Source organism: Telluria sp. AIW5 (assembly GCF_056680575.1).
The window spans coordinates 2,606,684-2,619,666 of sequence record NZ_CM155289.1; the positions used below are offsets into that span (position 1 = coordinate 2,606,684).

The 12,983-nt window shown below is 56.1% G+C and carries 12 protein-coding genes; all 12 read left to right on the top strand.

Features of this window, described 5'->3' with window-relative positions; genetic code table 11:
* The first annotated feature begins 166 nt into the window (after positions 1–166).
* The 12 genes from AC1MEM_RS11425 (at position 167) to AC1MEM_RS11480 (ending at position 12,969) form a co-directional block, all read left to right on the top strand.
* Positions 167–604: a hypothetical protein gene (locus AC1MEM_RS11425; RefSeq protein ID WP_499477333.1), complete on the top strand. Its 438-nt coding sequence runs from the start codon at positions 167–169 to the stop codon at positions 602–604.
* A gap of 744 nt (positions 605–1,348) precedes the next feature.
* Positions 1,349–2,764 carry a TolC family protein gene (locus tag AC1MEM_RS11430; RefSeq protein ID WP_499477334.1) on the top strand — a complete coding sequence of 472 codons (1,416 nt, stop codon included), beginning with the start codon at positions 1,349–1,351 and terminating at the stop codon, positions 2,762–2,764.
* 13 nt (positions 2,765–2,777) lie between these two features.
* On the top strand, positions 2,778–4,169 hold the full coding sequence (locus AC1MEM_RS11435) for a multicopper oxidase family protein (protein WP_499477335.1): 1,392 nt from the start codon (positions 2,778–2,780) through the stop codon (positions 4,167–4,169).
* 98 nt (positions 4,170–4,267) lie between these two features.
* On the top strand, positions 4,268–4,618 hold the full coding sequence (locus AC1MEM_RS11440) for a copper-binding protein (protein ID WP_499477336.1): 351 nt from the start codon (positions 4,268–4,270) through the stop codon (positions 4,616–4,618).
* Between the two features lie 100 nt (positions 4,619–4,718).
* Positions 4,719–5,339 carry a DUF305 domain-containing protein gene (locus tag AC1MEM_RS11445; protein ID WP_499477338.1) on the top strand — a complete coding sequence of 207 codons (621 nt, stop codon included), beginning with the start codon at positions 4,719–4,721 and terminating at the stop codon, positions 5,337–5,339.
* A 91-nt stretch (positions 5,340–5,430) separates the two neighbouring features.
* Positions 5,431–5,859: a YybH family protein gene (locus tag AC1MEM_RS11450; RefSeq protein ID WP_499477339.1), complete on the top strand. Its 429-nt coding sequence runs from the start codon at positions 5,431–5,433 to the stop codon at positions 5,857–5,859.
* A gap of 23 nt (positions 5,860–5,882) precedes the next feature.
* Entirely contained in the window at positions 5,883–6,251 is a 369-nt protein-coding gene (gene copC / locus AC1MEM_RS11455) for a copper homeostasis periplasmic binding protein CopC (RefSeq protein ID WP_499477340.1), read from the top strand.
* A gap of 42 nt (positions 6,252–6,293) precedes the next feature.
* Positions 6,294–7,151: a CopD family protein gene (locus AC1MEM_RS11460; RefSeq protein ID WP_499477342.1), complete on the top strand. Its 858-nt coding sequence runs from the start codon at positions 6,294–6,296 to the stop codon at positions 7,149–7,151.
* A gap of 697 nt (positions 7,152–7,848) precedes the next feature.
* The gene (locus AC1MEM_RS11465) at positions 7,849–8,565 is read left to right on the top strand and encodes a DUF305 domain-containing protein (protein WP_499477343.1); all 717 of its coding nucleotides are present in this window, start codon (positions 7,849–7,851) and stop codon (positions 8,563–8,565) included.
* A gap of 81 nt (positions 8,566–8,646) precedes the next feature.
* Entirely contained in the window at positions 8,647–8,976 is a 330-nt protein-coding gene (locus tag AC1MEM_RS11470; RefSeq protein WP_499477344.1) for a four-helix bundle copper-binding protein, read from the top strand.
* 239 nt (positions 8,977–9,215) lie between these two features.
* Entirely contained in the window at positions 9,216–11,567 is a 2,352-nt protein-coding gene (locus AC1MEM_RS11475; RefSeq protein ID WP_499477635.1) for a heavy metal translocating P-type ATPase, read from the top strand.
* A gap of 7 nt (positions 11,568–11,574) precedes the next feature.
* Positions 11,575–12,969 (top strand): hypothetical protein, encoded by a 1,395-nt coding sequence (locus AC1MEM_RS11480; RefSeq protein WP_499477345.1) that lies wholly within the window; start codon positions 11,575–11,577, stop codon positions 12,967–12,969.
* The last annotated feature ends 14 nt before the right edge of the window (positions 12,970–12,983 follow it).

Sequence of the window (12,983 nt, forward strand, 5' to 3'; positions counted from 1 at the left end):
CGGCACATGGCGGGGCGTAAGTCGGTTTTCTTTTCAGGGGGCCTATGATTTCGCTTGACCTTCCCATTGTAGGAAGCTGTATTGTTCGATTTAAGTCGCCTAGCGGCATATTTGGCTGTTTCGCGTCGCCTTGACGACATAAACGACCGTGCTACACTCTCAACCAATGAATCGCACCCTGAAAACCTATCTGCTATGGCTGCTAATTGCCGTGATGCCCTTCCAGGCATTCGCGGCAAATGTGCTGCGCACGTGCAGTTCTGGCCATCAGGGTATGACCATGGGTGCAGTTGCCTCGATGGACCACAGCGATGCGTCGGCTAGTTCGCACGTTGCCGCTATGGACCAGCAGTCAGGTGATGATGAAGCGTGTCCTGAGATGGCATCATCCAACGAACACAGTGACAATACTTCTCAGTCCTTTAAGCATGGCTCATGCAGTGCTTGTGCTGCGTGCTGTGTTGGCGCGGTTGCACCGCCGCAGCTCTTGACCTTCAAACCCTCCTACAACAGCGCTGAGGTCTATGTGACCTTTGGCTCTACTCTTGTCGCTGGTTTCATTCCTGACAGTCTCGAACGTCCCCCTCGGCATCTCGCCGCTTAATCGTTTTCGGTAGCAACGACGCGCGTACTCGCTCGTATTTCGTTGTGCTTTTGTCGCGCACTACTGCTGCGCGCTCAATTTCGATTATGGGACGACTATGTTCTCCAAACGTTTTGTTGCCGCCAGTGCGGTAGCCGTAACTTCGTTCGCGGCTATCGCCGGCGAGCCACCAGCTTCTCTTAAAGCGGCCGACCCAGCTGCTCAGGTTTCACAAACGACGTACACCTCGGTTCTTTCAACGTACAGGCCGGCTGAAGACACCAGCGTCTCGCCAGACAAAGTATGGAAAGAGGCTAACGCTACGGTCGCTAACGAGGGCATGCATGGGGACGCTCAGGGCGACCCGGCGGCTGAAGTCCAAGATGCGAGCAGCCACGCTGGACACACGATGCCGACTCAAAGCGCAAATCCAGATGCCCATGCCGGCCATCGGGCGCCAGCTGAACAGGCTAGCCAAGGGGCCCATGCAGGTCATCAGATGCCAACTCAATCCGTCGCTCCGGCTGCCCCTACTGGCCAACCTTCGCCGGCAGCACACACAGGTCATCAAATGGCACCAGCTCCAAAGTCGGACCCGCACGCGGGTCATCAAATGGCGCCGGTGGCAAAGCCCGACGCGCACGCTGGACACCATATGGGCCAGGAGAAAAAGCCGGCCAAGGCTACTCCTCCAGCTCCGGCAAGTGACGCAGGAAATAGCTCGCATGGACAGCACCAGCAACACCAAGAAGAAGGGACAAAGAAATGAAGCCTTTCGCTTTTACACCTGTATTGAAGACTAGCAGTCTCTTATTGGCGATATCAGTTCTGACTGGATGCTCGACCTTGTCTAACGACGGCGGCGCGAGCGACGTATCAAAGCTGACGAAGCCTCGTACCGGTTTCCCAGTGGTCGGGGAACGGAATGACCACGATGCGCAGGCTAGCTCTGTGGAGGTCTCGAAGCTCCTGTCGTCACCTCTGACCCCCGATACCGCGGTGCAGATTGCATTGCTCAACAACCGCGGCCTCCAGGCTTCGCTTGCAGAACTCGGCGTGTCCGAAGCCGACTTTGTCCAAGCTGGCCATCTGCGTAACCCGGGGTTTTCGTTCAGGCGGATGCGCGGCGGCGACCAAGTTGAAATCGAACGAAGCGTGATGTTTGACCTGATTGGTCTCCTGACCATCCCGGTTCGGAGCACTATCGAGCGCGGCCGGTTCGAACAGGCAAAGTTGACCGCTGCATCCGAAGCAGTCCGCTTGGCTAGCGAAACCCGTCGTGCTTACTTCAGCGCCGTCGCAGCTGCCCAGACGGAGAAATTTATGAGCCAGGTAGTGACTTCAGCCGAGGCTGGCGCCCAGCTCGCGCAGGAGCAAGCCAAGGTTGGCAACTGGAGCAAACTGGACAGGGCACGTGAGCAGGCCTTCTACGCGGAAGCGACGACGCAATATGCCCGCGCTCGCCACGCTGCTACGGCAGCGCGTGAGCAACTTGTCCGCCTATTAGGCCTCTGGGGTTCAAACGTCAACTTCAAGATTCCGGACCGTCTACCAGACCTTCCGCAAAAGCCGAATGAACCTGGAGCACTCGAAGCTCTTGCAATGGAACAGAGACTCGACATCCAGATTGCTAAGCGGGACGTTGACGCTACCGCCCGGTCGTTAGGCCTGACAAACGCTACAGGCTTTATCAATGTTCTGGACGCTGGATACGCCAACAAGAGCACTACCGGGGCGCCGCGTGAGAACGGCTACGAAATATCGCTGGAACTACCTATCTTTGACTGGGGCGGGTCCCGCCGAGCTCGTGCGAAGGCAACGTACATGCTCTCTGTCAATCGTACGGCCGACGCTGCTGTTCGCGCGCGCTCGGAAGTGCGCGAAGCGTACTCGGCGTACCGCACTAGCTATGACGTCGCCAAACACTATCGCGACGAGGTGGTCCCGCTAAGGAAGCAGATTTCGGAAGAGGTCCTCCTTCGCTACAACGGGATGCTTGCTAGCGTTTTCGAGTTGCTGGCTGACTCGCGCGACCAAGTCACGAGCGTAAACGGCGCCATTGAAGCGCAACGAGATTTCTGGATTGCGGAGACCGAGCTGCAGGCGGCCATCAATGGAAGCGGCGGGGCGGTCTCACGGCCCGCCGCCGGCTCGAGCTCCGCGCCGGCGGCTGAACATTAATTGGAGAGTTGAAATGGTTTCACGTAGAGATTTGTTCACCGGTGCTGCAGCACTGGTTGGCGCCGGGGTGGTTAGCCGAGTTGGCGCAGCATCGCTCCCAGAAGCAGTAATCATGCAAAGCGCTGCGACGCAGGTGCCACCGCCACCACCGAACGGCCGGCCGTACAACCCGGTTGTGACTCTCAACGGGTGGTCGCTCCCATGGCGCATGAACAACGGAGTCAAGGAGTTCCACCTGGTTGCTGAGCCTGTCGTGCGTGAATTTGCACCGGGCATGAAAGCGAACCTGTGGGGATATAACGGCGCCTCACCAGGGCCCACCATTGAAGTGGTTGAAGGCGACCGTGTTCGTATTTTCGTGACAAACCGCCTGCCCGAGCACACGAGCATCCACTGGCATGGCCAACCGCTGCCAAATGGTATGGATGGCGTTACCGGGTTGACGCAAAAAGGCATTCAGCCTGGCAAGACCATGGTGTACGAATTCGAGGCTAAACGGCCGGGCACATTCATGTACCACCCGCATGCCGACGAAATGGTGCAGATGGCCATGGGGATGATGGGCTTCTGGGTGACCCACCCGAAGAATCCTAACTTCATGAAGGTTGACCGCGACTACGTATTCCTGCTCGGTAGCTATGACATCGAGCCAGGAAGCTTCGTGCCAAAAACCTCGACCATGTTGGACTTCAACCTATTCACGTTCAACAGTCGCGTTTTCCCAGGTATCGATTCGATGGTCGCGCGCCAAGGCGAGCGTGTGCGTATTCGCTTCGGCAACCTGACGATGACCAATCACCCAATTCACCTGCACGGGCACGAGTTTGAAGTGACCGGCACCGACGGAGGTTGGACGCGACCTGAATCGCGTTGGCCAGAAGTAACCGTTGACGTTGGAGTGGGCCAGATGCGTGCCATCGAGTTTGTCGCGAACAACCCTGGTGACTGGGCATTCCATTGCCATAAGTCCCATCACACTATGAATGCAATGGGCCACGACGTTCCGACCATGATTGGCGTCTCCCAGCGCGACGCTGCAAAGAAGATTAGTTCAATCATTCCCGACTATATGGCAATGGGTTCTACAGGTGGCTCTATGGGCGGCATGGAGATGCCGCTGCCCGAAAACACTCTCCCGATGATGGGTGGCCAAGGGCCGTTCGGCGAGGTCGAAATGGGCGGTATGTTCACTGTGATGAAAGTGCGTAAAGACCAGAAGCGAGGTGATTACACCGACCCAGGCTGGTACAAACATCCAGCTGGCACGCTCGCTTACGAGTGGACCGGCGCGCCGCCTGAAGCGGTCAGGAGTACATCGGCGGGCGGGCAATCCATGCCTGCGCCGAAGCCAGAGCAGAACGTAGAGTTTAACGTCCGCAAACCGTCAGGCCACTCCGGGCACTGACCTGGTAGTGGAGTAACTGAGCAAGGTTACGGAATCAGAAGTCGTAACTGGCGGCCCGTAAAAGACCGCTAAACCTAAATTGAAAGAAGAGATATCAAATGAAAATCACAAAAATCGTTGCCAATATTGCTGCCGTTACGTTCGCACTTGCCTCGTTTAACAGCGCTATGGCGCAATCGCATGACCACGACAGCCACACGCCTGCCGCAGTTGCTGGTCAAGAAATGGCCATGTCCGAGGGCGAAGTCAAAAAGGTCGACAAGGACGCCGGGCGCCTGACCATTAAACACGGCCCGCTCGAGAATTTGGGCATGCCCGGTATGACTATGGTGTTCGGTGTTAAGGACGCTTCAGCACTCGATTTGCTCAAGGCTGGCGACAAAATCAAGTTCGTTGCGGAGAGGCTTGACGGCCGCTTCGTGGTTACTCAGCTGGATGTTCAGAAGTAAGCGGTAAAGGGGAGTAGAAGGTGTCCGCGTCCTGATTCAGCGTGGACGCCGGCAGCACCAAGCTGGGATGAGTATGTTTGCAACCAACCAAGGAGTAAATATGAAAATCTCGAAAATTGCACTTGCTACGTTCGCCGTAATTGCGCTTTCCGCCAACGCGGCGCCTCAGCATCAAGGTGGCTCACACGAAGGCGCTGGGCACGACATGGCAAATATGCAGTCGATGCACAAGAGCTCGCCGAACGCGGAGAAAGCGCCGTACGAACAGCAGTTTCTGGACACCATGGCTATGCACCACCAGATGGCAATTCACATGGCTAGCCTTGTTGAAAGTCGGGCTGCTAGTCAAGAACTCAAGGATATGGCCAAGAAGATGATGGCCGACCAGGAAAAAGAGATTGCCCAGCTCAAGGGGTGGAAAGAGCAGTGGTATGCGGGTAAGCCAGAAGCGATGAACATGAAAATGCCGGGCATGCCGGAGTCAATGAAAGGTATGAGTGGCGACAAGCTGATGTCAGCCAAAGGTGAGCAGTTTGACCGCATGTTTGTAGACATGATGAGCCAGCACCACAAGGGCGCCATCAAGATGGCGCAAACCGCAGCGCCAAAACTCCAGCATGCCGAAGTTAAGGAGTTTGCGAACAAGCTCGTCGAGATGCAGAAGAAGGAAGTGGCACACATGGCCGAGATGAAAAAATCTGCGGCAGCGCCGAAGAAGTAAGAAACGCAAACACGCTAGGGTGCCCGACAAGTCGGCCGTTGACGAACCGCTTGTCGGGCTGTCCCAACCCCAACCAACACATAAAACATCTATGCGCCAAACACTTTTTGCCATCGCTCTCTCGGCCGCGTCGCTCCAGGCATTCGCGGCGACTCCGCTTGAAACCGTCTCTGCATTTCATGAAGCGCTAACCGCCGGGAAGGCCGACGCGGCTACCGTCTTCCTGGCCCCGACTATCCAGATTTTCGAGTCCGGCTACGTCGAGCGCTCACGCGATGAGTATGCGGGGCACCATCTGCCGAGCGATATGGCCTTCGCTAAAGCGACGAGGGAAACGGTCATACGCCAGAACGAGCGGGTTGAAGGGAATATCGCCATCGTGACACGGGAAACCGAGACGAAGGGCAAGTTCAAAGGAACGAACGTGCACTCGTTTGGGACAGAGACTGCCGTATTGGAAAAGCAGGGTGATAAGTGGCTCATCACGCACGTTCACTGGTCCTCCCGTAAAGCTAAGTAATCAATAACTACCTAGAGGTAAACATGAAAACCATCCAAAAAATCGTAGCAGCTTGCGTTTTTACAGCGGCTACTATCGCAGCCCCACTCGCGATGGCACACGCGAAGCTTACTGCTTCGAATCCGACGCCAGGAGCCGTGTTAGAGACGGCGCCGGCCGAAATTTCTCTGACCTTCAACGAGAAAGTTGAGCAAGCTTTTAGCACCGTGACGTTGACTTACACCGACGGTAAGGTCGTCGAGACCGAGAAGGCGAAGGTCGATACCGCCAACCCGGCAATTGTGCATCTCCAAACCAAGGGTCTGTCTACTGGCACTTATACCGTTAAATGGGCCGTCGCTGGCCACGACGGTCACCGTCGTACAGGCACGTTCTCGTTCTCGGTGAAATAAGTGGATAGTGTCCTAGGCGTTCAAGTTGGGTCAGTCGTTGCCTTGGACGCCGCGTTCGCTTGGCTTGTCGGCTCATGGCTGGCCCGTCGTTGGCTTGTGACGTCAGGTATTCCACGCACCGACGCTGAAGCCCTGCTGCGCTCAGGCGATATTGCCGCTGCTGTGCTCGGTGTAGTAGGGACAGGTGCTATGTTGTGGGCAACCGCCGCGGTAATGGGGGGTGTTGGCCTACAAGAAGCGAAGGACGTGGTCTGGCAGATGTTGACCATGACAAGTATTGGCCGGGCCGGCAATATCTCGTTTTTTGCGATTACGCTGGTACTGGTCATTCGAGCACTTCGTTCGACTGCAGCGTGGCGTGAGTGGGCAGTGCTTGCGGCCTTAGGTCTCTTCGCATTTGTACGCGCGTCAATGGGACATGCCGGTGAAAACGGTTATTGGACTTTGCCTTTCGCAGCAGAGGTAATTCACCTGACTGCGATGGGGGCATGGACGGGCTTAGTTGCTGTCTCTGCGTGGAAAGCGATGGGCAACGGCGCAGGGCGACCTGACTTGAACCGAATAGCTCACTATCTGGAATCGATGTCTGCAGCTGCAATACTTGCTGTCATAGCAGTATTCGCCACAGGCTTGTTCAACGCTTGGAACAGAGTTGGAACCGTGGACAACCTGCTTGCCAGTAGTCTGTACACGACGGCACTCTTAGTGAAGCTTTGCTTTGTAAGCGTGGCACTTGTCCTCGGCGGCTATAACAAGGTGTTCGGACTTGCACGTGCACGGCACTCTACGCCGGGGCTGCAGTCTGTAAGACTTGTTTTGATTGTTGAGAGCGTTGTTTTACTTGCTGCGGTAATTGCGGCCGCTGTCTTGACCTCGCAGCAGCCACCAGCGGCGATGTGACGTTGGATTGCCCAGGCAGCTTGGCGGGCCAGGCATACTCCGCAGTAAGTGACGAGTACTTGCAAGTAGTTGCCTGGCGCCAGTCTAGCTTCAAAGGACGGACTTCAACCTAGCGTTTTCGTATCTAGGTTTTCCTGACAGTACGGTGTGCCCCAAGTTTTTTCTCGCTGCTAGACTGCCAACATGAAACGAGGTCTTTCCCGCGTGTGCATGCTCTGGCTCCTATTGGTGGCTGTCCCTCTACAGGGACTAGCTGCTGTGGTAGGAGGGTGCTGCGTACGAGCACAGACACAGTCGACGATTTTGGTGCCTGGTGGCGGTGAAGCTGGAGTGACTTTGAAGATGCCATGCGAGGACATAGGCAGTTTGCAGATGGTTGAGGACGACTCGACCAGCGAACCTTCCCAGCTGCATCCAAACAAAACCGGCTCATGCAAGCCTTGCGCAGCATGCGGTCTAGGAGCAGGTGCTCCCCCGTCAGTGCACTCGGCCAAAATTCAGTCCTTCAAAAGCGACTCTCCCGTAGTAACCCCACCCGGCATATTCGCAAGCCATATCTCAGCTGGCTTAGAGCGACCGCCGAAATACCTCTCCGTAATCCTGTGAGCATTCCAGCTTGTCTCTGTCTGCCGTTTTCATAATGGCGACCGTCGAACTTGCATGCACGTTATCGCTTTCATTACGTTAAGAGGAAATCATGAATTCCAAACTCTCCGCAAATATCGGAAGGGCATGTCGCACCCGTCGCTCAGGCTGGAGTCAGGCGGCTGTTGCTGTCACGGCTGCCGGCACTCTTCTTCTCTCGTCGGCAGCGTCAGCTGAAGGCCCAGGCGACGGAAGAACGGCACGATTTGAAAAGAACTATTTGACCTTCATCATTGACCACCATTACTCGGCCCTACGTATGACGGAACTTGCGGCAGGTAGTGACCGGGTCCGGGACCCTGCCATCATTAACCCTGACGAAGGTACGACACCTACGCCAGGCTACGCAGAAAGCATCCCTAAGGCATCCGCCGAAGAAATTCGTTCGATGTCGCGCCAAGCCAACCGCGGTCAGCGTGAAGAAATTGCAAAGGCCCAGCGAATGCTGCGTGAGTGGTATGGCGTCTCGTACGTGCCTAAGCTCGCCCCCTCCGGGATGCAGATGATTCAAATGCTTGAGCGTACCCCTGCTGGACGCCAGTTTGATGAACAATTTCTCAAGGTGTTTAGCAGCCATCACTTTGCTGCGCTAAGCCCTAGCCTCGAATGCCAGGTCAAAAGCGACCTGTCTCACGATGGTCTCCGCCGGTACTGCGACAACATCGTAACGATGCAGAAGAACTCAATTAACGACATGAGGGAAATGCTGTGCAAGCAGTTCCGTGACTGTGACTTCGTACCGGTTGCAAACGTACGCAGACTAGATTAACCGTCACCCCTCTTGGGTCGTCTCAGAAGCGACCCAATTTCGTACTACGAGTAACTTGACCTTCCACATTTGGAGAACGACATGGAAATGAATTCTTTTAAAAGCTGTATCGATGCATGCAACGCATGCGCCAACGCATGTGACAACTGCGCAGCAATGTGTTTAAAGGAAGAGCACGTCGCCGCGATGGCAAAGTGCATCGCTTTGGACATGGACTGCGCCCAGGCATGCCGCTTCGCGGCAGCACTGATGGCGCGCGGGAGTGCACACGCGGGGGCAGCTTGCCGCATTTGCGCAGAAATCTGCGAAGCCTGCGCCGATGAGTGCGGACAGCATCAAATGGACCATTGCCAAAAGTGTGCAGAAGCCTGCCGACAGTGCGCGGCTGAGTGCCAGCGAATGGCAGCTTAAAGCTAAACCTTCTCATAAGTAGGAAGTTCAGATACCGCATCTCACGCGGTATCTGAATGTCTCAAAACCGCTTGACCTTCCAATTGTGGGAGGGTTTACAGTGAGTCATTACGCTTTGGTTCAATGAGCTAACTGCAAGTCTTTAGGAGCTACGTATGAAGACCGAAACGCATGGCGACCACAAAGCTCATGAGCACTCTGGAGTGCAACTCACAGGTCATGTTCACGTAGGAGACAGCATGCCTTCTCCTAACCAACCGACAGACGCGAAACCGTTCACTGACCCAGTGTGTGGGATGAAGGTCAGACCAAACACTGAGCGAGAAATTGCGTTTGGGGGCGAGGTCTACCATTTCTGTAGCCCGAAGTGTATGGAGAAGTTCAGAGCCGCGCCGGAGAGTTATTTGGCTGCCGCGAAACCGGTAGAAGTCCGTCCAACAGACGCCCCTGCAGGGACGATTTATACGTGCCCGATGCATCCGGAGATTCGACAGCCCCAGCCAGGCAACTGCCCGATATGCGGCATGGCACTGGAGCCTGAACTTCCTTCCTTAGACGACGCAGAAAATCCCGAACTGGTGGACTTCCGTCGGCGCTTCTGGTGGACGCTACCTCTGACAGTAGCTGTTTTTTCCCTGGCAATGTTCGGCCACGTACTTTTCCCAGCAGGCCTACCTGGGCAGAACTGGATTGAGTTAGCGCTAAGCACACCGGTCGTGATTTGGGCCGGTTGGCCATTCTTCGTGCGATGGTTCCAATCCCTCATGCGCATGAGCCCAAATATGTGGGCGCTCATTGGCTCAGGGGTCCTGGCTGCGTATGGCTATAGCGTCGTTGCTACCTTAGCCCCGAACGCTTTCCCGGTCACTTTCGCGAGCCATGGCCGCATCGGCGTGTATTTTGAGGCGGCGGCAGTAATCGTTTCGCTGACGCTGCTTGGCCAAATCCTCGAACTGGGTGCGCGCTCGCAAACCTCTGCTGCTATCAAATCGTTGCTGGGCCTGGCTCCCAAGACCGCACGCCGCATTGCTTCAGACGGGAGCGAAGAAGATGTTCCACTTACTCATGTACACGTCGGGGATTTTCTCAGAGTTCGTCCAGGCGAAAAAGTACCAGTAGACGGACTGGTGTCGGAAGGGGAGAGCGCCGTTGACGAGTCCATGCTTACGGGCGAACCCGTGCCAGTAACAAAACGACCCGGTGACCGGCTGATAGGCGCAACGATTAACACAAGCGGAAGCCTTGTGATGACCGCAGAGAAGGTTGGGTCTGAAACAATGCTGGCTCAGATTGTTCAAATGGTTTCGCAGGCTCAGCGTTCGCGTGCGCCAATGCAGCGCCTTGCTGACTCCGTGGCTGGCTATTTCGTAGTCGTGGTCGCGGCAATCGCGCTTCTGACCCTCGTGGTCTGGGGGCTGTTCGGTCCGGAACCAAGCTGGGTCTTTGGGTTCGTCAACGCGGTGGCAGTGCTTATCATTGCTTGCCCCTGTGCGCTTGGCCTGGCCACGCCTATGTCCATCATGGCGGCAACCGGCCGTGCGGCAACACAGGGTGTGTTATTCCGCGACGCTGCAGCTATCGAAGACCTTCGGAAGGTAAATACCATCATCGTCGACAAGACGGGCACGCTAACGGAAGGGAAGCCGGCCTTCAACACAGTTGTCGCGGCGCCCGGGTACAGCGATGAGTACGTCTTACGGCTCGCTGGCAGCCTCGACCAAGGAAGTGAGCATCCGTTGGCCCACGCTATTGTGGCTGAGGCCAAGACGAGAGGTCTTTTGCTATCGAAGCCCGAAAGCTTCGAGTCCGCCAGTGGTATCGGCGTGACGGGTGTCGTAGACGGAAAACGGGTTGCTCTTGGAAACACCGCACTGATGCAGTCTGTGGATGTCGATTTGAACGGGCTCACGGCGCCCGCTGAGAGCCTGAGGGCCGAGGGTGCTAGTGTGATGTACCTGGCTGAGGGAGGCGTGCTAGTGGGCCTTCTGGCGGTATCTGACCCTATCAAGGCGACGACAATAGAGGCGCTGACGAATCTCCGTAACGATGGGATAACTGTTGTGATGGCTACCGGGGATGGAATTACGACAGCGCGCTCAGTTGCCTCCAAACTAGGGATAGACGAGTTCTACGGCGAAGTAAAGCCCCAGGACAAGCTTGCTTTGGTAGACAAGCTGCAGAAAGAGGGGCGGGTTGTCGCAATGGCCGGCGACGGTATCAACGACGCGCCAGCGCTCGCTAAAGCAAACGTCGGCGTAGCCATGGGTACCGGGACGGACGTGGCAATCAACAGTGCCCACATCACCCTCGTGAAGGGTGACTTGCGTGGTATCGCTGTTGCCCGCTCTATCTCTGTACAGACGGTGCGAAACATGTGGCAAAACCTCGGCTTTGCTTTCGTCTACAACGCGCTCGGAATACCACTGGCCGCGGGAGTGCTGTATCCCTTCACCGGACAGCTGTTGTCACCCATGGTTGCCGCGCTCGCTATGAGCCTCAGCTCCGTCTCTGTCATTACCAACGCTTTGCGCTTACGAGGAAGTGCGGCACCGCCGAGCACTCGAACCGCCACGAGCCTGCACCAAGAATAGGGAACACATGCAAAATTCCGATATCGTTACCGACGACCAGGTAAGCAAATTTAACCCAAGCCGCTTGCCAGCGGAACAGCTCAACAGTTCCTGCTTCTGCAGCAGCCTTGATAGGTCTGCGCTGAAGGCAGCGTTGTCAGGCGAACTGCACGACGATAAGCTTTTCGAGCAGATAGAAGAACGATGCCCCTTCCTGTTTTCTGCACGACCGGTGTTCATCGCGCGAAGCCAGGCGGACAGAATCAACGAGGTAGTACAAGCACTTGAGTCTGTCATTGGGCTGCCCGCATACCGCGCGCTCGTCCTGGCCGATGCACCAGACATTGCCAAGATAGGCGCCAGCGGTGCACGGGGGGTATTTTTTGGATACGACTTCCACCCGGATGGCGCGAACCTCGGCCTCATTGAAATAAACACAAACGCCGGAGGTGCGATGCTCAACGCCGCTATGGCAAAGGCGCACCGAACCTGCTGTTTTGACGATGCGCAACTGTCGCAAGCAGTCCTTTCGGGTGCGCTATTCGAGGACGAGATAGTTCAGATGTTCAAGTCGGAATGGGCCTCTGCAAAGCGAACAACGCCTCTGCGAACCATTGCGATTGTCGACACGCAACCTCAGCAACAATACCTCTACCCAGAATTTCTTCTGTTTCAGCGGCTGTTCGCCAAAAACGACATCAATGCAGTCATTACAGACCCGAGTAAACTTGTTTTCAGAGACGGTGTGCTGTGGTTTGGTGAGCTGGAGATTGACCTGGTTTACAACCGGCTGACTGACTTTATGCTTGAGGCGCCGGAGTCGCGTGCCTTGCATGACGCGTACTGTGACGATGCGGTTGTACTCACCCCGCATCCTCAAGCTCATGCCCTCTACGCGAACAAGCGCAATCTCACCATACTGAGTGACGCCACAGCGCTCGAAGGGCTGGGAGTGCCCCAGGCTACTATCGACATATTGGTTGCCAACGTGCCTTTCACCGAGAGCGTCATGACCAATAACGCGGAACGATTGTGGAACGAGCGACGCAATCTGTTCTTCAAGCCTGTCGCTGGATACGGAGGCAGAGCGGCCTACCGGGGCGACAAGGTAACTAAGCGGGTTTGGCAGGAAATCTTGTCGGGCGAATACATCGCTCAGCGAGTTGTCGCTCCTGGCGTTCGGGTTTCCGGTACGGCTGACAGTCCCGAGACTTTGAAGTTCGACTTGCGCAGCTACGTGTACAACAGCCGAGTCCAGTGGACAGCCGCGCGTGTCTATCAGGGTCAGACCACGAACTTCAGGACTCCAGGCGGCGGATTCGCACCCGTGTACAGTCTGGGCGATGAAGAAGTGACTGCGGAGTTGAAGGCCATCAGTGAGGCAGCAGGCAGCAGGAGCTGCTGCTCTAATGACTGCAAATGACTGAGCGTACCGGC